This window comes from Acetoanaerobium pronyense, assembly GCF_017874355.1.
In the GTDB taxonomy this organism is placed as follows: Bacteria; Bacillota; Clostridia; order Peptostreptococcales; family Filifactoraceae; genus Acetoanaerobium; species Acetoanaerobium pronyense.
In genome coordinates this window covers 1-21,169 of sequence record NZ_JAGGLI010000025.1, presented here as the reverse complement: position 1 = coordinate 21,169, position 21,169 = coordinate 1, and the positions used below count along the sequence as shown (strand labels likewise).

Annotated in this window: 24 protein-coding genes; 19 read left to right on the top strand and 5 right to left on the bottom strand. The window is 33.4% G+C overall.

All coding sequences use genetic code 11. The features are described 5' to 3' along the window. Window position 1 precedes the first annotated feature (1 nt). Entirely contained in the window at window positions 2–928 is a 927-nt protein-coding gene (locus J2Z35_RS10430; protein WP_209661349.1) for a type II secretion system F family protein, read from the top strand. An 11-nt stretch (window positions 929–939) separates the two neighbouring features. Next, complete coding sequence (locus J2Z35_RS10425) at window positions 940–1,272, top strand: DUF192 domain-containing protein (protein ID WP_330623433.1); 333 nt, start codon at window positions 940–942, stop codon at window positions 1,270–1,272. A 93-nt stretch (window positions 1,273–1,365) separates the two neighbouring features. On the opposite strand, the gene J2Z35_RS10420 is transcribed toward J2Z35_RS10425, so the two are convergent. Next, window positions 1,366–1,710, bottom strand: a complete 345-nt coding sequence (locus J2Z35_RS10420) for a PilZ domain-containing protein (protein ID WP_209661347.1) — start codon at window positions 1,708–1,710, stop codon at window positions 1,366–1,368. Between the two features lie 96 nt (window positions 1,711–1,806). Between J2Z35_RS10420 and J2Z35_RS10415 the strand changes: the two genes are divergently transcribed. Beyond that, window positions 1,807–2,250, top strand: coding sequence for a prepilin peptidase (locus tag J2Z35_RS10415; protein WP_209661346.1), 444 nt, complete (start codon window positions 1,807–1,809; stop codon window positions 2,248–2,250). Between the two features lie 53 nt (window positions 2,251–2,303). Here J2Z35_RS10415 and J2Z35_RS10410 read toward each other — a convergent pair whose 3' ends face one another. From J2Z35_RS10410 to J2Z35_RS10395, 4 genes are all read right to left on the bottom strand, one after another. Beyond that, complete coding sequence (locus tag J2Z35_RS10410) at window positions 2,304–2,492, bottom strand: FeoB-associated Cys-rich membrane protein (RefSeq protein ID WP_209661345.1); 189 nt, start codon at window positions 2,490–2,492, stop codon at window positions 2,304–2,306. A 13-nt stretch (window positions 2,493–2,505) separates the two neighbouring features. Beyond that, window positions 2,506–4,374 carry a ferrous iron transport protein B gene (gene feoB / locus J2Z35_RS10405; protein WP_209661344.1) on the bottom strand — a complete coding sequence of 623 codons (1,869 nt, stop codon included), beginning with the start codon at window positions 4,372–4,374 and terminating at the stop codon, window positions 2,506–2,508. 11 nt (window positions 4,375–4,385) lie between these two features. Further along, a complete protein-coding gene (locus J2Z35_RS10400) occupies window positions 4,386–4,607 on the bottom strand; it encodes a FeoA family protein (RefSeq protein WP_209661343.1) in 222 nt (73 codons plus the stop codon). A 94-nt stretch (window positions 4,608–4,701) separates the two neighbouring features. Beyond that, entirely contained in the window at window positions 4,702–4,917 is a 216-nt protein-coding gene (locus J2Z35_RS10395) for a FeoA family protein (RefSeq protein ID WP_209661342.1), read from the bottom strand. A 315-nt stretch (window positions 4,918–5,232) separates the two neighbouring features. Between J2Z35_RS10395 and prxU the strand changes: the two genes are divergently transcribed. The 16 genes from prxU (at window position 5,233) to J2Z35_RS10315 (ending at window position 20,836) form a co-directional block, all read left to right on the top strand. Continuing rightward, on the top strand, window positions 5,233–5,952 hold the full coding sequence (gene prxU / locus J2Z35_RS10390) for a thioredoxin-dependent peroxiredoxin (protein ID WP_209661341.1): 720 nt from the start codon (window positions 5,233–5,235) through the stop codon (window positions 5,950–5,952). 129 nt (window positions 5,953–6,081) lie between these two features. Then, window positions 6,082–6,423, top strand: coding sequence for a PadR family transcriptional regulator (locus J2Z35_RS10385; protein ID WP_209661340.1), 342 nt, complete (start codon window positions 6,082–6,084; stop codon window positions 6,421–6,423). Continuing rightward, window positions 6,420–7,379 (top strand): HAAS signaling domain-containing protein, encoded by a 960-nt coding sequence (locus J2Z35_RS10380; RefSeq protein WP_209661339.1) that lies wholly within the window; start codon window positions 6,420–6,422, stop codon window positions 7,377–7,379. The genes J2Z35_RS10385 and J2Z35_RS10380 overlap by 4 nt, the downstream gene beginning before the upstream one ends. Before the next feature lie 101 nt (window positions 7,380–7,480). Continuing rightward, complete coding sequence (locus J2Z35_RS10375; RefSeq protein WP_209661338.1) at window positions 7,481–8,263, top strand: sirohydrochlorin cobaltochelatase; 783 nt, start codon at window positions 7,481–7,483, stop codon at window positions 8,261–8,263. Between the two features lie 184 nt (window positions 8,264–8,447). Then, window positions 8,448–9,392, top strand: a complete 945-nt coding sequence (locus J2Z35_RS10370; RefSeq protein ID WP_209661337.1) for a 1,4-dihydroxy-2-naphthoate polyprenyltransferase — start codon at window positions 8,448–8,450, stop codon at window positions 9,390–9,392. Between the two features lie 206 nt (window positions 9,393–9,598). Further along, window positions 9,599–9,799 (top strand): cold shock domain-containing protein, encoded by a 201-nt coding sequence (locus tag J2Z35_RS10365; RefSeq protein ID WP_209661336.1) that lies wholly within the window; start codon window positions 9,599–9,601, stop codon window positions 9,797–9,799. Window positions 9,800–9,885: 86 nt separating this feature from the next. Further along, window positions 9,886–11,358 carry a DEAD/DEAH box helicase gene (locus J2Z35_RS10360; protein WP_209661335.1) on the top strand — a complete coding sequence of 491 codons (1,473 nt, stop codon included), beginning with the start codon at window positions 9,886–9,888 and terminating at the stop codon, window positions 11,356–11,358. A gap of 189 nt (window positions 11,359–11,547) precedes the next feature. Continuing rightward, window positions 11,548–12,657, top strand: a complete 1,110-nt coding sequence (locus tag J2Z35_RS10355) for a M20/M25/M40 family metallo-hydrolase (RefSeq protein ID WP_209661334.1) — start codon at window positions 11,548–11,550, stop codon at window positions 12,655–12,657. 484 nt (window positions 12,658–13,141) lie between these two features. Beyond that, window positions 13,142–13,762, top strand: coding sequence for an ABC transporter permease (locus tag J2Z35_RS10350; protein WP_209661333.1), 621 nt, complete (start codon window positions 13,142–13,144; stop codon window positions 13,760–13,762). A 12-nt stretch (window positions 13,763–13,774) separates the two neighbouring features. Further along, a complete protein-coding gene (locus J2Z35_RS10345; RefSeq protein WP_209661332.1) occupies window positions 13,775–14,899 on the top strand; it encodes a betaine/proline/choline family ABC transporter ATP-binding protein in 1,125 nt (374 codons plus the stop codon). Next, window positions 14,868–15,602, top strand: a complete 735-nt coding sequence (locus tag J2Z35_RS10340; protein ID WP_245330856.1) for an ABC transporter permease — start codon at window positions 14,868–14,870, stop codon at window positions 15,600–15,602. The genes J2Z35_RS10345 and J2Z35_RS10340 overlap by 32 nt, the downstream gene beginning before the upstream one ends. Before the next feature lie 18 nt (window positions 15,603–15,620). Beyond that, a complete protein-coding gene (locus J2Z35_RS10335; RefSeq protein WP_209661331.1) occupies window positions 15,621–16,553 on the top strand; it encodes a glycine betaine ABC transporter substrate-binding protein in 933 nt (310 codons plus the stop codon). Between the two features lie 201 nt (window positions 16,554–16,754). Continuing rightward, on the top strand, window positions 16,755–18,296 hold the full coding sequence (locus tag J2Z35_RS10330) for an HD domain-containing phosphohydrolase (RefSeq protein ID WP_209661330.1): 1,542 nt from the start codon (window positions 16,755–16,757) through the stop codon (window positions 18,294–18,296). Between the two features lie 107 nt (window positions 18,297–18,403). After that, window positions 18,404–18,829, top strand: coding sequence for a DUF4342 domain-containing protein (locus J2Z35_RS10325; RefSeq protein ID WP_209661329.1), 426 nt, complete (start codon window positions 18,404–18,406; stop codon window positions 18,827–18,829). Between the two features lie 140 nt (window positions 18,830–18,969). Then, window positions 18,970–19,665: a response regulator transcription factor gene (locus J2Z35_RS10320; RefSeq protein ID WP_209661328.1), complete on the top strand. Its 696-nt coding sequence runs from the start codon at window positions 18,970–18,972 to the stop codon at window positions 19,663–19,665. A gap of 1 nt (window position 19,666) precedes the next feature. Continuing rightward, window positions 19,667–20,836, top strand: a complete 1,170-nt coding sequence (locus tag J2Z35_RS10315; RefSeq protein ID WP_245330855.1) for a sensor histidine kinase — start codon at window positions 19,667–19,669, stop codon at window positions 20,834–20,836. The last annotated feature ends 333 nt before the right edge of the window (window positions 20,837–21,169 follow it).

The following is a 21,169-nucleotide window of genomic DNA, read 5'->3' as shown; positions in this document are numbered from 1 at the left end:
TATGGACTGGACAATGATAATAGCCTTTATAGGCATCTCCCACTTTATTTATCTTGGAATTGCTACTGTGCTTAGACCTGTAACAAATATAAAAGAAAGAATAAAACAAATAGAGGATATATATTCGGACCAAGGAGCTATAGTTTTAGATGAGAGAAGAAAGCCGTTTGGAGAAAGGGTTATAAGACCATTTACATCCAAGGTAAGTAAAGAGATATATAAAAGAACTCCTAAAGGAAGGTCTAAGGAGATAGAAAGAAAGCTAGAAATTGCAGGGCATCCTTATGGACTTAGTCTTAGTGGTTGGATAATAGCATCTTCTATTGTGACCTGGGTACTTCCTATAGTATTTATTATGATAATATCTATTGGACCTTATACTAATTTTATGAAGGTTTTATATTCTGTACTTTTCTTTGGATTTTGCTTTATTTTTCCAAACTTTGTACTCAATCAAAAGATAAGGGAAAGAAAATTTGTTCTTTCAAGGCAGCTTCCAGATATACTAGACCTTATGACTGTAAGTGTTGAATCTGGACTTTCATTTGATTCTGCAATGGCGAAGGTTGCAGAAAAGGGAAGTAATGAGCTTTCTAAGGAATTTGGAAAGGTTGTATATGAGATACAAATGGGAATTAGTAGAAGACAAGCCCTGAAAAATATGGTGCAGCGTTGTGACACTGATGATGTAAGGGTATTTTTATCATCTGTGATTCAGGCTGAGCAGCTTGGCGTTAGTATAGGGAAGGTGCTTAGAGTTCAATCGGCTCAAATGAGAACCAAAAGAAGACAAAGGGCTGAGGAGCTTGCGATGAAGGCGCCAATAAAGATGATTATACCTATAGTGTTCTTTATATTCCCATCCATGTTTGTAGTAATACTAGGACCTGCCCTTATCCAGATTAAGAATATGCTTATAGGATTGTAGGTGAGCCTATGGTGATTAAGGATTCTAAAGGAGAGGTAATTATTGAAGAATTAAAGATATTTGATACCTTTTCTAAAAGGCTGAAAGGTCTTATGTTTGAAGATGAGATTCCAAGTGGACATGCAGTTCTTTTAGAGCCATGCAACTCAATTCACACTTTTTTTATGAAGTTTGATATAGGGGTGATTTATTTAGACGAGAAAGATATGGTAATTAGAGGACCTGAAACCATGAAAAGCTGGAGATTAGGTCCAATAGTTAAAAGTGCAAAAAAAGTTATAGAATATGACTATAGAAATACTGATATTAAAGTAAATATAGGCGATAAACTAAAAATCCTATAATATCAATTGTTTTAGGGCCTAAAAAAGTACACCTTCAAAGATTAGTTTCTCTAATGATGAAGGGGTACTTTCAATATAGGCTCTATTTTTAAACTAGTTTAAGTTTTTATAAAGGCTCAAAGCTTCTTTTAGGGCATAAGGAATTGAGACAAATTCCAGTCCACTTTTAAATTCATTTTCATTTTTCTTAGACCATACTACTTTAGCCATTATTTTGTAGGTTTCAAGCCCAAAATCCACGTTTAAAATAAGTACAGAATCGACTGGGAGTTTTTCGTGAGAAACAAGACCTATACCTCCCTCGGATATATTCATCATTAAAAGATCTATAGGAGGGTTTGCCTCAATTAGCTTGTCTTCTACATAATAGGTATTGCACTGGGTCTGAATTCCTTGGTTTATCCTCTCGAATTTTCTAGATTCTTTAATTTTTTTCATGGCTATATTCCTCCGAGATATTTGGGTATATTAAATATGAACTTAGTTTAGATATACCCAAATAAAATAAAATAAATTAACTATATGGAGGAAACTATGGATTTAATTAAAGTTTCATGTTTTTTAATATTAATATCAATACTTGGTATTATATCTATTGTCGATTTGAAAACTAGAAAAATTCCCAACAAATATATTATAATCCTTATGGCTATATGGGTACCCTTTGCTTATTTTAAAATTCTAGACTCAAATACTGCAATCTATGGCTTCGCTATAGGAGGTTTTTTACTTTATTTTACGGCATTAGTGACTAGGGGTGGAATTGGGGGAGGCGATGTAAAACTAGTAGCAGTTTCGGGGCTTTATGTAGGCTTTCCTGGAATAATGTACGCTACAGTTTATGGATTTGGTCTCGCTGCATTATATTCTATAATTCTAATGGGGTTAAAAAAAATAGGAAAAAAAGATTTTATACCTCTTGGTCCATTTATATCAATAGGGGTGATAATTCAGTTTGCAATTTTGTATATTATATAAAATGAAAAAGAGTTGCTGTAAAGCTAATACATAGCCTTTAGCAACTCTTTAAATTAATTTTTTTTATTTTCATCTAATAATCCCTTAGATATTAAATCCTCTGAAGGGCAGGATTTTTTAGAGCAACTATCTTTTGATGAGCAGGCGTAGCATCCATCGGTTACTTCTTTTTTTATGCTAGTTACAAGGGCGTATATACCTAAGATGACTATTATAGCTCCAATTATTATGGAAATCCACATATTATCAATCTCCTTAAAAGAACAAGCTTCCTATTTGATAAACAATCATTGCCACAAACCAAGCTACAAAGAGCTGATATGCACCTGAAAATATAGTCCATTTATAAGAGTTGGTCTCTCTTTTTACCACTCCTATTACAGCGATGCAAGGAGTGTAAAGAAGTACGAATACCATAAATGCATAAGCAGACACAAGTGAAAACGTCCCTGAAAGTGCTGTAGCAAAATCTCCAGCAGCTTCACCTATTCCGTAGATTATAGCCATATTAGATATTACAACTTCCTTTGCAACTACACCAGTTAAAAGTGAAAGTGCAGCCTCCCAGTTTCCAAATCCAAGTGGTGTAAATATTGGAGCTATTATCTTTCCAATTCCTGCTCCAAAGCTTTCATTTATTTCAACTGGTCCTGACATATTAAAGCCAAGTACGAACCAAAGCACTACAGAAGCTCCAAATATTAGAGTACCAGCTCTTATAAGGAAACCTTTTACTCTATCCCATATATGAAGAGCCAAGTTTTTTAGGCTTGGAAATCTATATGGTGGAAGCTCCATTATAAAAGGAGTCTCATCTGCCTTGAAAAGCGTCTTTTTAAATATAAGTCCTACAAGTATTGCTATCATTATTCCCAGCAGATATAGTGAAAATACCACGTATTTTTCGTTTCCAGGAAAGAAGGCCGCTGCAAAGAGTGTGTAAACTGGAAGTCTTGCAGAGCAAGATACAAATGGATTTATAAGTATTGCAGTAAGTCTATCTTTCTCACTTTCAAGGGTTCTTGTACTCATTATAGCTGGAACGTTACAGCCAAGTCCAAGTACCATAGGGATAAATGCCTTTCCATTTAGTCCAATGTTTCTCATAGATCTATCCATTATAAAGGCAACTCTTGCCATATATCCTGTGTCTTCCATTAGCGATATCATAAAAAATAAACAGGCAACATTAGGAATAAATATAATTACTCCACCAACTCCCGCTATGATACCGTCAACCACAAGGGATATCAGCCACTCTTGGCCGCCGATTGCTATAAGTCCTGCTTCGACTGCTGGAGAAAGGCTTTCTGCGATAAATCCATCTATAGCTTCATTAAATACATTTCCAACAAGGTCAAATGTAAAATAAAAAGTAAAAAACATTATAAGAGCAAATATAGGTATTCCTAGGTATTTATGGGTTAGGAAGTAGTCGACTTTGTCTGAAAGTGTTGCTTTTGACTCTGTTGGTCTCTTTACGGATTTTTTGATTACTCCTTCTATATATTCATATGTAAGATCAGTTTTTATTTCATCTGCAAGTTCGAGATTTGCAGATTCTTTTTCGTGTTCTTTATTTTTTTCCAAAAGGCTTTTAATACCACTTGATAGCTCAAAATTTGAAGTGGATGCTACTATTGCAGCTGAAATTAGTTCTTTAACCCCTTGTCCCTTAGATGCCACTATAGGTATTATTGGAACCGAAAGTTCTTTCGAAAGCTTTGCTATATCAATTTCATAACCTCTTGATTTTGCAACATCCATCATATTTAGGGCTATTACGGTAGGTCTACCAAGCTCGAGAAGTTGGATAGAAAGAAACAGGTTTCTTTCTATATTTGAAGCATCCACTATGTTTACAACTACATCAGGTTTTTCGTTAACGACAAAATCCTTTGCAATTATTTCTTCCATTGAGTATGGTGAAAGGCTATATGTGCCTGGTAAATCAACGATTACTATATCTTTTCCATCTTGCTTTACTTTTCCTTCTTTTTTCTCTACAGTTACGCCAGGCCAATTTCCTACATATTGCCTAGCGCCTGTTAAGGCGTTAAAAAGAGTTGTTTTTCCGCTATTCGGATTTCCCGCCAGTGCGATGACTAGTTCATTTTTTGCCATGTTGATTCTCCTTACTTGATTATGATATTTTTTGCATCGGATTTTCGTATAGCTATGTGAAAGTCTTTAACCTTTACATCTATAGGATCTCCAAGGGGAGCTACCTTTTCGATTGTTACTGTTGAGCCTTTAGTAAGACCCATATCTATAATTCTTCTTCTTAATATGCCGGTTATATTTATAGAGTCAACGACCCCACTTTCTCCAATTTTCATTTCTGCAAGTGACTTCATAGTCAATAATCTCCTTTGTAGTATATTTTAGAAATGTGACTTGAAAATAAAAAATAAGCATCTCAACTAGGGATGCTTATTTTATGTATAGATATTAAGCCACACGTATCTTGTGGGCTGTTGAAGCGTTGAGTACTATTTTAGAGTCTCTTATTTTAACCATAATAGATCCAGCGCTACCACCTTGAATTATAGATAGCTTTGCTCCCTTTGTAAAACCCATATCAAGCAATTTTTGTCTCAATTCTCCTTGGGCAAGGATATCATTAATTACAACTTCTTGATTTCTAGTAGCCATATTAAGAGGCATAGACTGAAATCTCCTTTCAATAACAAATATATAATTGAAAAACCTACAAAGTTGGGAATTACTATTAATAGGTAGATTATACAACAGTATGAAGTAAAATACAATACTAATGATAATCGTTATCGAGGTTACAAGTAAATAAGGATAATCTATTTTAATATTTTCAAAAGCATATGCAAAATCTATATGAGGTATAAAGATTTTTTATACTCAGCCTAAAAGGGTTGAAATATTCTGTAAAAAGAACTATGATTAAATTGGAACAATTACAAAGTGGAAACAATATCAACCCTATACCAAAAAGGGGGTTATTTGATGCCTGAAGAGTTTAAAGCAGGGTGTAAAAGACCAGAAATAAAAAAGACTCAAGAAGAAACTAATTTTCAAACAATTGCTTTGAAAGAAGAAAAAGGGGGGCAAAATATGATTAAAGTAGGAAAACCAGCGCCTGATTTTAGTGCGCCAGCATTTTATCAAGGGAAGTTTGTTAATGTAGATCTTTCTGAATACAAAGGAAAGTGGGTAGTACTTTGCTTTTATCCAGGAGACTTCACATTTGTCTGAGCGACAGAAGTTTCAGCAGTTGCTGAAAAATTTGAAGAATTTAAATCATTAGGAGTAGAAGTTCTTTCTGTAAGTGTTGATAGCGTATTTGTGCACAAAGTATGGAATGATACAGAGCTTTCTAAGATGGTAAATAAAGATATTCCTTTCCCTATGCTATCGGATCAAGATGGAAGCATAGGAAAAATGTACGGTATTTATGATGAAGATGCAGGAGTTGAGACAAGAGGAAGATTTTTAATAGATCCAGATGGTATAGTTCAAGGATTTGAAGTACTTACTCCTCCTGTTGGAAGAAATGTATCTGAGACAATTAGGCAAATAAAAGCATTTCAGCATGTAAGAGCTACAGGTGGAACAGAGGTTACACCTTCTGGTTGGAAGCCTGGAAAAACTGTATTAAAACCAGGACCTGAGCTTGTAGGTAATGTATGGAAGGCATGGAAAGTAGAAGAGGCTTTTGAAGATTAAAATAAAGTGTTATTTTGAGGAAGGTGATTAATCACCTTCCTTTTTTTGTTAATACAAAAGCTTAAAAATATTTTTTATTGACAGTACTGTGCGTTGCACAGTATAATGTAATTAAAGGGGGAGAGTATAATGTCGGATCAGGAAAGAATAATTTTAAATACAAAGCAGGAAATGAAAAGAGGAACTTTAGTTCTTGCGGTGTTAATGCTTTTGGATTCTCCTCAATACGGATATTCTTTAATTGAAGCTCTTAATGAAAAAAACATAAATATCGAGCAAAACACATTATACCCATTGCTAAGAAGACTCGAAAAACAAAACATACTTGAATCTATATGGCAGGTAGAAAACAATAGACCAAGACGTTACTATAAAATCAGCGAAGAAGGAAAGACTCTTAGAGAAAATCTTATAAAGGAATGGGTCGAGCTCTCTTTGGCTATGAATGCTTTGATTGGAGGTAAGTCATGATTAATAAATATTTATATACGATAGGAAAAAATCTCCCTCCTGCAAACAGGGAAGAGGTATTAAAAGAAGTAAAAGCAAATTTGTATGACTATCTAGAGGAAAATTATGGTGTAAAAGAATATTCTGATGAAGAAATAGAAATGTCTATAAGGGCTATGGGTCATCCAAAAGAGGTAGCTCAGGCGTATAATGAAGGCCCAAGACATCTAATTGGACCGGCTTATATTGACACATATTTTTTAATAATCAAGATTGCATTGATAAGTGTATCTATAGGTATTGCAATAAGCACATTTATTTCTGGAGATTTGAATCCAGGAAAGCTTTTAGCAAGGTTGATTGCCCAACTTTGGAATTCTAGTCTTACGATAATAGGGATGATTACTATTATATTTGGAGCATTAAGTTACTATGAACCAAACTATAAAGAAAAAATTGAAGAAAATTGGGATTTAAGTACTTTGCAGTCTCCCCCTGAAGAGACTAACTACATTTCAAGGACTGAAATGATAGTCAGTTCATTCTTGATTATACTAGGCCTTTACTGGTTTAATAGCAGTCTGAATTTGACTCATATGGGAGAATCCATTCAAATAATAATTCCAGGGTTTAATCCCACCGTCATAAACCCTATGATACCTTGGATAAATATATTTCTTATTACCTCTCTTGCTCTTAACATATATCTTCTTGTTAAAGGAAGATGGGAGAGCAAAACAAGAATACTAGATATATTTTTAAATTTAGGGATGCTTATAATCCTTTGGATGCTCCTATTAAATCCAAATATGGTTGATTATAATGTACTTTCTGAATTTTATGGAGGGGAAAGAACTCAACAGATTATAGAGGCAAGCAGATTAGGAGGTAGAATAACTGCCTTTGTACTAACTATAATATTCGGTTATGAGATTTTTAATCATATTAGAATAATTAAAGGTTCAAAAAATAAATAATAGCTATAGATATAAATTATGGGGATGTTAAGGCATCCCTATTTTAATGAAAAGTTTTATGATAAAATCAAAATAGAATATTTATATTTCAGGAGGCAATTATGAAAAAAGGAATACTTGTGACTAGCTTTGGAACGTCTTATCCAGAGACTAGAGAAAAGACAATTGGTGCAATTGAAAATCATATAAAGGAAAAATTTAGTGATTTTGAAGTAAGAAGAGCATTTACATCTTCAATGGTAAGAAAAAAAATAGAAAAAAACGAAGGAATTAAAATAGATGATGTAGACGAAGCTTTAAAAAAGATGAAAGAAGATGGATTTGAAGAAATATACATAAGTTCTCTTCATATTATTCCGGGACACGAATACAAGAAAGTGACTCATGGAGCATATAGAAATAAAGAAGGATTAAACAAAATAGAGTGTGCAAGGCCTCTTCTTTATTCTAAGGAGCATTATGATGAAGTGGTGAGCTTTATAGAGGAGATTGCAAATGATTTAGACAAAGATGAAGCTCTTGTACTTATGGGACATGGAAGTGACCATGCAGCAAACTCAGCATATGTGATGATGCAGTACCTGATGGATAGAAATCCTAATACTATTCATAGCTATATGGGAACTGTAGAGGGATATCCAGAGATTGAAGATGTACTAAAAGAGATGAAGAGCTATGGATACAAAAAGGTTAAGCTTATGCCTTTTATGATAGTTGCGGGAGATCATGCTATTAATGATATGGCATCTGATGAAGAAGATTCTTGGAAAACTATATTTGAAAAAGAAGGTTATGAAGTGGAGACTATTTTAAAGGGTCTTGGAGAATTTGAAACTATTAGAAAAATCTTTGCAGAAAGATTAAAAGAAACAATTGAAAAATAAATCTTATTTATCAGGGTTTAATTATAAGGAGGAAAAAATGAAATTAATGAAAATAAGTAAAAAGACTAAAAAGGCTGTTGCTATAACGATAGCGTCTATAATGGTAATACTTCCATTTTTATCTCTATTTGGATTATAGATAAGACATATTTGGTAGTGGACATCTAGTAACGGAGGATATAGCTTGAAAATTACATCTTTTTTAAAACTCGTAGAAATACAGACCAAGGTTGCCAGCATGATTCCCTTTATACTTGGGAATCTTTATGCTTTTAATAGATTTGAAAGTTTCAGTTTTTTAAATCTATTAATCATGTTTTGTTCTTTAATTACATTTGATATGGCTACAACAGCTATAAACAACTACTATGACTACAAAAAAGCCCATAAAAAAGAGGGTTTTGGATATGAAGAGCATAATGCCATAGTAGCCCATGGACTTAGAGAAAATATAGTAAAGGCAATAATTATAGCTCTTTTAGTAATTGCAACTTCTTCAGGAGTTTTACTGGTATATAAAACGGATATAATAGTACTTCTTATAGGGATGCTTTCATTTGGAGTTGGAATAGTATATTCATTTGGTCCAATACCTATTTCAAGGACTCCATTTGGAGAGTTTTTTTCGGGTTTTTTTATGGGAGTATTAATAATATTTCTTTCTATATATATACATATCTGGAATGCAGATATGTTAAGTTTTTCCTTATATGAAGGCTTATTTGAACTTAGAGGAGACTATAAAGAGATTTTAAAAATATTACTCTTTTCTATTCCAGTATTTGGTGGAATTAGTAATATAATGCTTGCAAACAATATATGCGATATTGAGGATGATATTGCAAACAGGCGGTACACTCTTCCAATATACATAGGGAAAGAAAATAGTCTTAAGCTTTTTAAGCTGATATATATATCGTCATACCTTGCTCTTGGATTTTCTATATCTCTTGGACTCGAACCTCTTTTAAATATAGGGGTATTTATGACGGCGATTTTAGTAAACAAAAATATTGAAGAGTTTTTTAAGGTTCAAAGTAAAAAAGAAACATTTGCCCTTTCAGTAAAAAATTTCTTAATAATAAATGGAGCTAGGATAATCGGATTTTTTATATTTATGTTAATTTAATTATTCTAACGATATACCCAATTAATATTTTTATAAATAAGTTTGCTTTTTTTAGTAAGGTATGCTAAAGTAGTAGATGAAAAAGAATTGGAATCTAAAAACAGTTTTTCGGCCTCAGTATCAGATCGAGTTTGAATAATGTGTTAGGACGTAAAGTGTTTTAAGCAAGTTCCATCTTTAATTTAATTTTTTAGGAGGCCGTAAACATGATGACAGGTAAAGTAAAATGGTTTAACGCAGAAAAAGGATTTGGATTTATAGAAAGAGAAGATGGAGATGACGTATTCGTACATTTCTCAGCTATCCAAGGAGAAGGATTCAAGACTTTAGAAGAAGGACAATCTGTAGAGTTCGAAATAACTCAAGGAAACAGAGGACCACAAGCTTCTAACGTAACTAGAATATAATTTAAACCAAACATCAAAGGCGTATTCCACGCAATAAAGAGGAATATGCCTTTTTTTATGTATTAGTAGAAAAGGAGTTAGATATTTTGACATTATTTAATGAATTAGGGTTACACGACAAAATAATTAAAGCTGTAGATGATATGGGATTCGTAAAAGCAAGTCCTATACAAGAGCAGGTAATACCTTTTGCAATGGAAGGTATGGACATAATAGGTCAAGCACAAACTGGAACTGGAAAAACAGCAGCATTTGGTATTCCCCTTCTAAGTAAGATTGAAGAAGGAAGCACAGAGCTTCAGTCTATAGTACTTGCACCAACAAGAGAACTTGCAATTCAGGTATCTGAAGAGATAAACAGACTTGCAAAGTACAAAAACATAAACGCTCTTCCAGTATATGGTGGAGAAGACATAATGAAGCAAATTAGAGGACTAAAGAAAAGACCTCAAATAGTTGTTGCAACACCTGGAAGATTTATGGACCATATGAGAAGAAAGACTATTAAGCTTGACTCTATACATACTGTAATACTTGATGAAGCAGATGAAATGCTTAGTATGGGATTTATAGAAGATATAGAGACAATACTTGAAGAGGTTCCAAATGAGAGACAGACACTTCTTTTCTCAGCTACGATGCCTCCAAGAATCAAAAATATTTCTCAAAAGTTTATGCAAGATCCAAAGCATATAGCTGTAAAAAACAAGACTATGACTGTGGATACTATAGACCAGAAATATATTGAGCTTAAAGAAAAGGACAAGTTTGATGCTCTATGCAGGCTGATAGACATAAACGGACCGGAACTTTCAATAATATTTGGAAGAACAAAAAGAAGAGTTGATGAACTTTCGGAAGCCCTTAGCATAAGAGGTTATGAGGTAGAAGGAATTCACGGAGACTTAAAGCAAGAGAGAAGAGAAAAAGTACTTAGAAAGTTTAAAAGAGGCGGTATAAAAATACTTGTAGCAACAGATGTAGCGGCAAGAGGCCTTGATATAAGCGGAGTAACTCATGTATTCAACTTTGACCTTCCTCAAGATCCAGAAAGCTATGTTCACCGTATAGGAAGAACTGGAAGAGCTGGAAAAAATGGAATATCGTACACATTTGTAACGCCAAGAGAAAAAGAGCATCTATATGCAATAGAAGCTACTACAAAGCGTGCTATGGATAAAGTTCCTATGCCTACAGAAGAACAGGCTAAAAATGCTAGATACAAGCAAGCTGCTGAAAAACTAATATCAATATCTGAAAAAACTCAGACTGAAGATATTAAAGAAGCTGCAAAGCTAATACTTGAGCAATATGACGCATTAGACATAGTTTCAGCGGCACTAAAGATGATGACAAAAGAAACTAGCAACGCTCCGGTAAAGCTTACTGAAGAAGCACCACTAAGAGTAAAGAAAAAACCTCAAAGAAGCGGTTATTCTAGAAATGGCGAAAGAAGCAGAAATTTCCCATCAAAGAATAGAAACTATTCAGGTGGCAAAGGCGAAAGAACAGGCCATAACAAGAATAAACAATATAATAAGAAAAAAGCTACTAGCTAAATCTTAAGAGGATAAGGGCGTTGCTGATCTAAAGACGGGTCAGGAGGACGCCTTTTTGCTTGGGTGAATTTATTTATCGAATATTATGAAAATTCTGCGGGGTTGCACCTGTTATAACTATTTGCTACACTGAAGTATACAAATAAAGTTAAACGTTTTCACAACTTTTTAATATAAGGAGGAAGTAGAATGGTAAATGAGGAAAGAATAGTTCAAGAATTTATGAAATACGTACAAATAGACAGCCCTACTAAGCATGAGGCTGATTTCGCAAAGTTTATAAAAGGGGAGCTTGAAGCTTTAGGGTTTGAAGTAAAGGTTGACGATGCTGGAGAAAAAGTAGGAAGCAACACAGGAAATGTAATTGCAAAAATCAAAGGAACTAGAGAGGGACGTCCTATACTTTTTAGCTGTCATATGGATACAGTATCTCCAAGTATAGGGATAAAACCTATAATAAAAGATGGAACTATATACAGTGATGGAACTACAATACTAGGTGGAGACAACAAAGCAGGTATAGCTGCTATAGTAGAAGCTTTAAAAACTATCAAAGAAAATAACATAGATCATGGACCAATTGAAATAGCGTTTAGCATATTTGAAGAGGGTGGACTTTTCGGAGCTAAGAACATGGACTTTAGCCAATTTGAATCAAAGATGGCTTTTGTTCTTGATAGTGGCGGAGACCCAGGTCAGATAATAGTACAAGGACCGGCTCAAGATAAAGTAGATGTAAAAGTTATAGGAAGACCTGCCCATGCTGGAGTTGCTCCAGAAGAAGGAATAAGTGCAATAATGGTAGCTGCGGAGGCTATAAGTCAGATGAAACTTCTTAGAATCGATAAGGAAACTACTGCAAATATAGGATCTATAGAAGGAGGAGGACCTACTAATATAGTTACTCCAGAGGTTATGGTTAGAGCAGAATCTAGAAGTCTTGACAATGACAAGCTAGCTGCTCAAAGCAAGCACATGGTTGAATGCTTCGAAAAAGCCGCAGAAAAATTTGGAGCTACTTTGGAAGTCGAAGTAAAAAGAATGTATAGTGCATTTAAAATAGAAGAAGATGCTGAAATAGTTAAATTTGCTCAAGGAGCATGTGAAAATGTTGGAATCAAGCATTTCCTAGATTCTTCAGGTGGTGGAAGTGACACAAACATAATTAATGCAAATGGTATTGCTGCGGTTAACCTTGGAATAGGAGAAAGAAAGCCTCATACACTGGAAGAACATCTTCATATAGTAGATCTTGTAAACAGTAGTAAACTAGTAATGGAGCTTATTAAAAAAGCATAATAATATACAAAGCCAGATGATATAAGACTAAAACATAATATAAAAGCAAATTAAAGCTATAAAAAACCCCTAGAATCTTCTAGGGGTTTTTTACGTAATAGATTAATATACTATTCTCGATCTTTAAATACTCCAATAATAGAACTCATACTTACCTTGACAAACAACTTCAAACTTGACAATAAGTTGTTTAAATGTTATACTAAATAAGTTCTTGAAAAAACAACACAAATTAAATTTAAAATACATAGTTCGCAATTTTATTTATTTTTCAATCTACGGAAAAAGCAAAATCTTTTTCTTTGTGCCTTTAAAGAGCGATTCGCTCGTCTTTTAAGAGTTAGGAAACTCTATCAATTATAAAAAATCTTAAAAAAAATCCATATAATTTTTTTGGTATATTATTTTATGAATTTTACAAAGGCCATCAATTACAGTAAATGGTTATTTTAGTTTATCTATTTTTATAAAACAGGAGGTAAAAATGAATATTATAGAGTTTGCTGTCTCAAGATGGGACGCTATTATGAAAATGACCATAGATCATTTTACAATAGTCATTATAGCTATGGGAATCTCAATATTTTTAGGAATCTCAGTAGGGATACTTATCACTAATAGTAAATCTGGAGCTAAAATAGTGCTAAATATTGCGAATATACTTATGACTGTTCCTAGTCTAGCTCTCTTTTCGATACTTATACCAATCATGGGAATAGGCAGAGCGCCGGCTATTGCGGGACTTGTCCTTTATACACAGCTTCCGATAATTAGAAATGTATATACGGGAATCATAAATATTGATCCATCCATAATAGAAGCTGCGACAGGTATGGGACTCACGAAAAGAAAGATAATGCTAAAGGTCAAAATTCCTCTAGCCTTTCCAGTTATAATGGCAGGGGTGAGAACTGCAACAGTTATGGGGATAGGTATCGGGGCTATAGCTGCTTATATTGGGGCAGGAGGCCTTGGAGAATATATATTCCAAGGAATCAACAGAGGAAATGACAGGATGATACTTATAGGTGCAATAATGGTTTCCCTAATTACAGTAATTACTGATAAAGGGCTTGGATATTTTCAAAAAAAATTTGAAATATAGGGGGTGCATAGTATGATAAGATTTGAAAATGTAATAAAAAAATATAATGAAAAAGATAGACCAGCTGTAGACAATCTCGACCTTCATATAAAAGAAGGGGAAATATGTATGCTTGTTGGACCATCAGGTTGTGGAAAAACTACTACAATGAAAATGATAAACAAACTTATAAAATCAACATCTGGGAAAATATATGTAAATGGTGAAGACATAGAGAGTCTAGATCCCATAAAGCTAAGATTAAAAATCGGATATGTAATACAGGGGACTGGATTATTTCCCCATATGACTATAGGAGAAAATGTGGCCATGGTTCCGAACGAGCTTGGCTGGGACAAAAATAAAATCAGTAAAAAAGTGGATGAACTTCTCGAACTGATGGATCTAGATCCTGAAGTGTATAGGGATAAAAGACCAAGAGATTTAAGTGGAGGGCAAAGACAAAGAGTTGGTGTTGCAAGAGCGTTAGCGGCAGATCCTCCCGTGATGCTTATGGATGAACCTTTTGGAGCTCTTGATCCTATTACAAGGGGTAAAATTCAAGATGAGTTTCTTAGGGTTCAGGAAAAAATAGGAAAAACAATAGTTTTTGTAACTCATGATATTGATGAAGCTATCAAGATGGGTGACAAGATAGCTGTAATGAGAGATGGAAAGCTTGTGCAGTTTGGAACCCCTGCAGAAATACTATCAAATCCTGCCGATGACTTTGTATCAGATTTAATCGGTGGAAATAGTGCCATTAAAATGATGAATCTTATGAAGTGTAAGGATGTATATAGGGAACTGCCTTATATTGATTATAAAGAAAAATCTTCAGAGGCTCTAAAGTTAATGTTAAAGCATGAAGTCAAGAATATACTGGTAACCCAAAGCGGTCAAAAGCTTCTTGGGTATGTAAGATATAAAGATGTTTTCAAAAACAAAGAGAAAGAGGTTTCAGAGTTAATTAATGATATAGAGGAAACTGTAACACCTAAGACGACTCTTCAGGATGCACTGTCTAAGATGTTTTCTATAGGTAGAAAAGCCATATTTGTATCAAAAGAAAAAGGCAGGGTTGAGGGAATAATTACAATGGATGATCTTTTGAAGGCGGTGAGTGATGATGATCAAGATGAAAACACCTCTGCTTAAAGGAAAAGACATTTTCATAATCGTGTTTATAATATCTCTTGCCCTAGGGCTAAGCTATTATGTGGTGAATTATCCTCAAGATAGAATAGTAGAAAGATTTATAAGTTATGAAAGAATACTCAGAGCAGCGAGAGAACATATATATATAGTGTTAATCTCCAGTCTTCTTTCTATTTTTACTGCGGTTCCTTTGGGGCTTTTACTTACTAGACCTAAGTTTAAACGATTTGGAGATAGGATACTTGGATTTGTAAATATAGGACAGACCATACCAAGTCTTGCTATAGTAGCTCTTTTTGTAGGGCTTTTAGGAATAGGTGCAAGAACAGCTATACTTGCACTTTGGATATACTCTCTTCTTCCTATTCTTAGAAATACTATGGTAGGTATATTAAATTTAGATCAAGCCGTGCTTGAAGCGGCTAAAGGTATGGGTATGAAACCAAGAAGAATACTTACAAAAGTTGAAGTGCCACTCGCTCTTCCTATAATTGTTGCGGGTATAAGAACAGCGGTTACGATAAATATAGGTACAGCCATACTGGCAGCTTTCGTTGGAGGAGGAGGTCTTGGAGATCTTATAATATCTGGAAATAATATAAATAGGTGGCAAATAAGAATACTTGGAGCATCTCTTCCAGCTATGATGGCAATAGTTGCAGATACTTTGTTTTCGGCACTAGAAGAAAAAACAATAATATAAAAACTAAGGAGTGGTTTTATGGTTAGAACAAATTTAACGGCAAAAAGATTAGTTGTTTTACTTGGGGTACTCATGTTAACTTTAGGATTTTTAGCAGGATGTGGAGGTACATCTTCGTCTAGTGATAGAATAAGAGTTGGATCAAAGGACTTTACTGAGCAGCTTATTCTTGGTCAAATTACACTTTTAGCACTTGAAGATGCGGGGTTTGAAGTTGAAGACAGGACAAATGTTGCTGGATCTGAGCAGGTAAGAAGTGCTCTTCTTAATTCTGAAATAGATGTTTACTGGGAATATACAGGAACAGGTTGGCTGATGCATCTTCAAAACGATGAAGCTATAACAAATCCTCAAGAAGCATATGATAGAGTTAAGGAAGCTGATTTAGAAAACGAAATAGTATGGCTGGACTACGCACCTTTTAATAATACTTATACAATCATGATGAACAGAGATCAAAGTGAAGAACTGGGAATAAGAACAATAAGCGATATGGCTGATTATGTAAACCAAAATCCAGGAAGTTTTTCATTTGGAGCAGATCATGAATTCACTGCAAGACCAGATGGGCTTCCAGCTCTTGAAGATGAATATGGATTTGAGCTTGAAGGAGATAGTCTTAAGGTTATGGATATAGGAATTGTATATAGAACGCTAAGAGATAGACAAGTAGATTCCGGTATGGGATTTGCAACAGATGGAAGAATTGAAGCCTTTGATTTTGTAAATCTAGAAGATGATAAGCAGTTTTTCCCTGTATACAACCCATCAGCTCTTTTAAGAACTGATACGTTAGAGGAGCATCCTGAGCTTGCAGATGTTTTAAATAGATTAGCTGCAGAGCTTGATAACGAATCTATGATAATGATGAACTATCAAGTGGACATAGAAGAGATGGAGCCTAGAGAAGTTGCTGAAAATTGGCTAAAGGAAAAAGGGTTGATAGAATAATATATACTAAAAAACAAAATAATAATGATTAAAAAAAGATTGAAGGCAATCAAAATGAATATTGCTTTCAATCTTTTTTGCGTCAAACTCTAATATCTTGTAGCAATCTACATAAAATGGTAAAATTAATAGAGTTACAATATTAAAAATAAAGTTTTGAAATGACTTTTTAAATAGACTGAAAAAGAGGTGACGAATGCTGTGGAGTTTATCGAAAATCTTAACAATTTAAGCTTTGATGAAAAAATGCATAGGCTCTTGTTTGAAAACAGTCCAGATGCGATTGCATACCTTGACGAGAGACACTTTATAATTCAAGTGAATCAGGCATTTGTAAATCTTTTTGGCTATAAAAAAGAAGAATGCGTGGGGAAAAATCTTGATATCATTGTATCGGGAATACATAATGAAAGAACCTTAAAAGAAGCAGCAGATACTACGAAAGAACTCTTTCGAAGAGGAATGATGGATATCCATGGTATTAGGTATTCTAAGAATGGAAACCCATTATATGTAAACGTAAGAGGGATATTGTCGAAAGAAAACGGGGTTGTTACTGGGGGATATGCTATCTATACAGACGTAAGCAGAGCGAAAAAGCATGAATTTGAGTTAGCTGAGAAAAACATAGAACTTGAAGCCGCACTTAATCAGCTAAAGGCCACCGAAGAAGAGTTAAGAGAAAACTTTGAAAGTCTTTTAAAAAGCCAGCAAGAGCTCGAGTATATTACATATCATGATAAACTTACAGGGATTTATAATAGATTATATTTTGAAAAGAAATTTAAAGAATTGGATTGTGAGAGTAACCTTCCTTTAGCCGTAATAATATCTGATGTTAATGGACTAAAACTTGCAAATGATGCATTTGGAACTAACGAAGGGGATAAAATTCTTCAAAAAGTTGCAAATATTATAAAAACTTCCATTGAAAAAGATTCGATTGTTGCGAGACTAGGAGGGGATGAGTTTGCCATATTGCTTCCTAATGCAGATAATCTTTATATTGAAAAAATGGTAGAAAATATGAAAAAGAAAATCTCTAAGAAAGACTTTTCAAATATAGAAATAACTCTTACATTTGGATGGAATGTAAAGATTAATAAGGAAGAGGATTTAAATGAGATTTTAAAATCCGCTGAAGATAGAATGTATAGAAAGAAGCTTTTTGAGAATCCTAGCGTAAGAGCCAAAACTGTATCAGCAATTATTAAAACCCTTCATGAAAAAAATAAAAGGGAAGAAGCTCATTCTCACAGAGTATCAGAGCTTTGCGAGAAAATGGGGACAGTACTTGGGCTTTCTTACGATAATATAAAAGAGCTTAAGGTAATGGGGCTTCTTCACGATATTGGAAAGATAGCAATAGAAGAAAGCATATTAAATAAATCAGGAAGTTTAAGTGAGCAGGAATGGAAAGAAATAAAAAAACATCCAGAAATAGGATTTAGAATACTGAGCTCAGTTAGTGAGATGTCTGAGATGGCAAGGTACGTATTAGCTCACCATGAAAGAATAGATGGAAGTGGATATCCAAGAGGACTCAAAGGAAATGAAATACCACTTCAATCAAAGATAATATCAATAGTCGATACATATGATGCAATTACAAGTCAAAGATCATATAGAGAGGCAATGACAAATGAATATGCTGTAAGTGAACTTTTGAAAGGTGCTGGTACACAATTTGATAAAGAACTTGTAGATATTTTTGTGAAAAAGGTTCTTTGCTATAGTTTTTAATCTAATTTTAATCATTGTATAATTTTCCTTTAAGTTTTTATGAGTATTATAAAGACTATAGAAGATGATTTACTTATTGCATCTTCATAAAAAAGGAGGAAAAGAAGATGAAATTCACATTAGAGGAAATTGATCTAATCAGAAAAAGAACTAATGCTAGTTACAAAGATGCAAAAGAAGCACTTGAAAGGGCAGAAGGAGATATGGTAGGAGCTCTTGCATATCTAGACGAAATGGGAAAAGCAAAAGATGAAGGTTATAGAGGAAGAAACAGATTTGTAGAAAGAGTAAAAGCTCTTATCCACAAAGGAAATATAGTCAAGCTTACGGTTCATGATGAAGATCATAAGATTTTAAGTATTCCACTAAACATTGTTATCATTGCAGCTATACTTGCAATCCATATAGTTCTAATAGGACTTTTAGTAGCAGTCGTACTAGGCTATGAAATCACAATTGAAAATACAGAAAAAAATAATAAAGTAAAACCAGGCATCAATATTTTTAAAGATGAACAGCATCCTAAAGTATAATAACGCAAATATAATCTATGAAAAGTCTTCCTTATAGAAATATTCTAAGAGGAGGACTTTTTTTAGAAAAAACCAATATTTGTAAAGCTCAAAAATATAATATAATAAATCTATAAAATAAAGAAAGGAGTGAATCGCATATGGAAAGAAAAAATATACTTGTAATAGAAGATGAAGAAAAAATAGCTAGATTTCTTCAACTAGAGCTCAATCATGAAGGATATTATGTTGATATTGCATATGATGGAAGAGATGGGTTAGATAAGTCTCTTACAAACAATTTTGACCTTATAATACTTGATGTAATGTTACCTTCGTTAAATGGAATGGAGGTTTTGAGACGTATAAGGCAAAAAATAGAGACGCCTGTTATAATGCTTACAGCCAAAGATGAAGTAACCGACAAGATAATGGGGCTTGATATAGGAGCAGATGATTATATGACAAAGCCTTTTGCTATTGAAGAGTTACTTGCGAGGATTAGGGTTATCTTTAAAAGGTTAAATGGCTCTTTTCAAGATAGAGAACAGTCTAATTCCATTCTCAAGATTCAAGATATCACATTAGACTGCGAAGGATATATGGTAAGATATAAAGATGAAAAAATAGAGCTTACAAAGAAAGAATTTGAGCTTTTAAAATATTTAATGATAAACAAAAATATAGTACTGAGCCGAGAAAAGGTACTAGAAAAAGTATGGGGATATGAATATATAGGTGACACGAATGTAGTGGATGTATATGTAAGATATATAAGAAGTAAAATAGATGATAAATATAAAATCAAGCTTATCCACACAGTAAGAGGGGTGGGATATCAAATAAAGGATGAATAATATGGGGAAAAGAACCTCTTTAGTATATAAAATGGTGAATATGGTTATATATATTTTGAAAACAACATATAAAGCGCTTGCAGATGTAGTCTCATCTTTTTTTAATGAGCTTACAAATAGACTTAGATTTTCTATTAAGCTAAAAATCACCCTTTCATACCTGAGGACTTTTTTCTGGGTATCTGCTCTCAATTCTACAGTTATAATCATAGGATTTGTAGTTGTAGTCCCACAAGATATACTAGCCATTCACTTTCCCAAAATAGCACTTGTTCTTGGAATTAGCATGACTTTAGGTTTTTTTCTTACTCTCATTATGGGAAATAAATCTGGAGATAAGATAATAGAACCAATAAAACAAATGACTAAAACAGTAAAAAACATAACTATAAATGATTTGTCAAAGAGAATAGATGTATCAGGCTCTAAAGACGAGCTCAAGGATTTAGCTTTTACTTTTAATAATATGATGAATAGAATAGAAAGCTCTGTAGAAAAGCAGAATCAGTTCGTATCAGATGCATCCCATGAACTTAGAACCCCTATATCTGTAGTAAAAGGATATGCTGATCTCCTTGAAAGATGGGGCAAAGATGAGAAACAAGTCCTTGAAGAATCTGTAAAAGCAATACAAAACGAAGCAAATCATATGAACAAGCTTGTAGAAAAGTTACTTTTTCTAGCAAGAGGCGATATGAATGCTCAAAAACTAGAAAAAGAAAAATTTAATTTAAATGATTTAATAGTGGAAATATATAAAGAAACAAAAATGATAGATAATGAACATACTATAACTTTAGAATCTATATATGAAGATGTCTTTTTATTTGGAGACAAGAGGTTAATAAAAGAAGCGATTAGAGCATTTGTAGAAAATAGCATTAAATATACTGAATATGGAGGAAGTATAAAAATAATGCTTGATTCCTCAGAGAAGAATGCAAAAATTGGCGTAATAGATACAGGATCTGGAATAAAATCAGAAGATATTCCTAAAATATTTGATAGATTTTATAGAGCTGATAAATCTAGAACTAAAAAAAGTGGAGGGACAGGATTAGGTCTTTCTATAGCTAAATGGATAATTGACTCCCATCAAGGGTCCATAGATGTAAGTAGTACTGAAGGTGAAGGTACTCAAATTTGGACATATATTCCAAAGTCTGTATAAAAACCAAAACTTTATATTTTAGATAAGAAAAATAATTTACTAACAATATATCTGTGGATAGATGTGGATAAATCTCAGGAAAACTGAAAAACTGGTATGTAGATAACTTTGTGGATACTGTGGATAAGTCCCTGAGTTTAAGAACTCAAAAAAACTTTTAAAAAACAGTTGACGTGTTTTGGTAGCCATGATATATTAATACATGTCCTCAGCGAGAGGGCAAAACAAAACGGCCAAATGGCCAACACATGAACCTTGAAAACTGGATAGTAAACCATAAATAGCTTCTTAATTGAAGCAACACCATTTATGAAATAAGTCAGTTAATTTTAA

Bases quoted from the DNA above. Each gene is read 5' to 3' on its own strand.
- J2Z35_RS10320 (WP_209661328.1), top strand. From the start codon at position 18,970: ATGGAAAGAAAAAATATACTTGTAATAGAAGATGAAGAAAAAATAGCT.
- J2Z35_RS10400 (WP_209661343.1), bottom strand. From the start codon at position 4,607: ATGAAGTCACTTGCAGAAATGAAAATTGGAGAAAGTGGGGTCGTTGAC.
- J2Z35_RS10350 (WP_209661333.1), top strand. From the start codon at position 13,142: ATGAATATTATAGAGTTTGCTGTCTCAAGATGGGACGCTATTATGAAA.
- J2Z35_RS10410 (WP_209661345.1), bottom strand. From the start codon at position 2,492: ATGTGGATTTCCATAATAATTGGAGCTATAATAGTCATCTTAGGTATA.
- J2Z35_RS10345 (WP_209661332.1), top strand. From the start codon at position 13,775: ATGATAAGATTTGAAAATGTAATAAAAAAATATAATGAAAAAGATAGA.
- J2Z35_RS10380 (WP_209661339.1), top strand. From the start codon at position 6,420: ATGATTAATAAATATTTATATACGATAGGAAAAAATCTCCCTCCTGCA.
- J2Z35_RS10335 (WP_209661331.1), top strand. From the start codon at position 15,621: ATGGTTAGAACAAATTTAACGGCAAAAAGATTAGTTGTTTTACTTGGG.
- J2Z35_RS10395 (WP_209661342.1), bottom strand. From the start codon at position 4,917: ATGCCTCTTAATATGGCTACTAGAAATCAAGAAGTTGTAATTAATGAT.
- J2Z35_RS10325 (WP_209661329.1), top strand. From the start codon at position 18,404: ATGAAATTCACATTAGAGGAAATTGATCTAATCAGAAAAAGAACTAAT.
- J2Z35_RS10430 (WP_209661349.1), top strand. From the start codon at position 2: ATGGACTGGACAATGATAATAGCCTTTATAGGCATCTCCCACTTTATT.
- J2Z35_RS10385 (WP_209661340.1), top strand. From the start codon at position 6,082: ATGTCGGATCAGGAAAGAATAATTTTAAATACAAAGCAGGAAATGAAA.
- feoB (WP_209661344.1), bottom strand. From the start codon at position 4,374: ATGGCAAAAAATGAACTAGTCATCGCACTGGCGGGAAATCCGAATAGC.
- J2Z35_RS10420 (WP_209661347.1), bottom strand. From the start codon at position 1,710: ATGAAAAAAATTAAAGAATCTAGAAAATTCGAGAGGATAAACCAAGGA.
- J2Z35_RS10415 (WP_209661346.1), top strand. From the start codon at position 1,807: ATGGATTTAATTAAAGTTTCATGTTTTTTAATATTAATATCAATACTT.
- J2Z35_RS10315 (WP_245330855.1), top strand. From the start codon at position 19,667: ATGGGGAAAAGAACCTCTTTAGTATATAAAATGGTGAATATGGTTATA.
- J2Z35_RS10355 (WP_209661334.1), top strand. From the start codon at position 11,548: ATGGTAAATGAGGAAAGAATAGTTCAAGAATTTATGAAATACGTACAA.
- J2Z35_RS10340 (WP_245330856.1), top strand. From the start codon at position 14,868: ATGATGATCAAGATGAAAACACCTCTGCTTAAAGGAAAAGACATTTTC.
- J2Z35_RS10365 (WP_209661336.1), top strand. From the start codon at position 9,599: ATGATGACAGGTAAAGTAAAATGGTTTAACGCAGAAAAAGGATTTGGA.
- J2Z35_RS10375 (WP_209661338.1), top strand. From the start codon at position 7,481: ATGAAAAAAGGAATACTTGTGACTAGCTTTGGAACGTCTTATCCAGAG.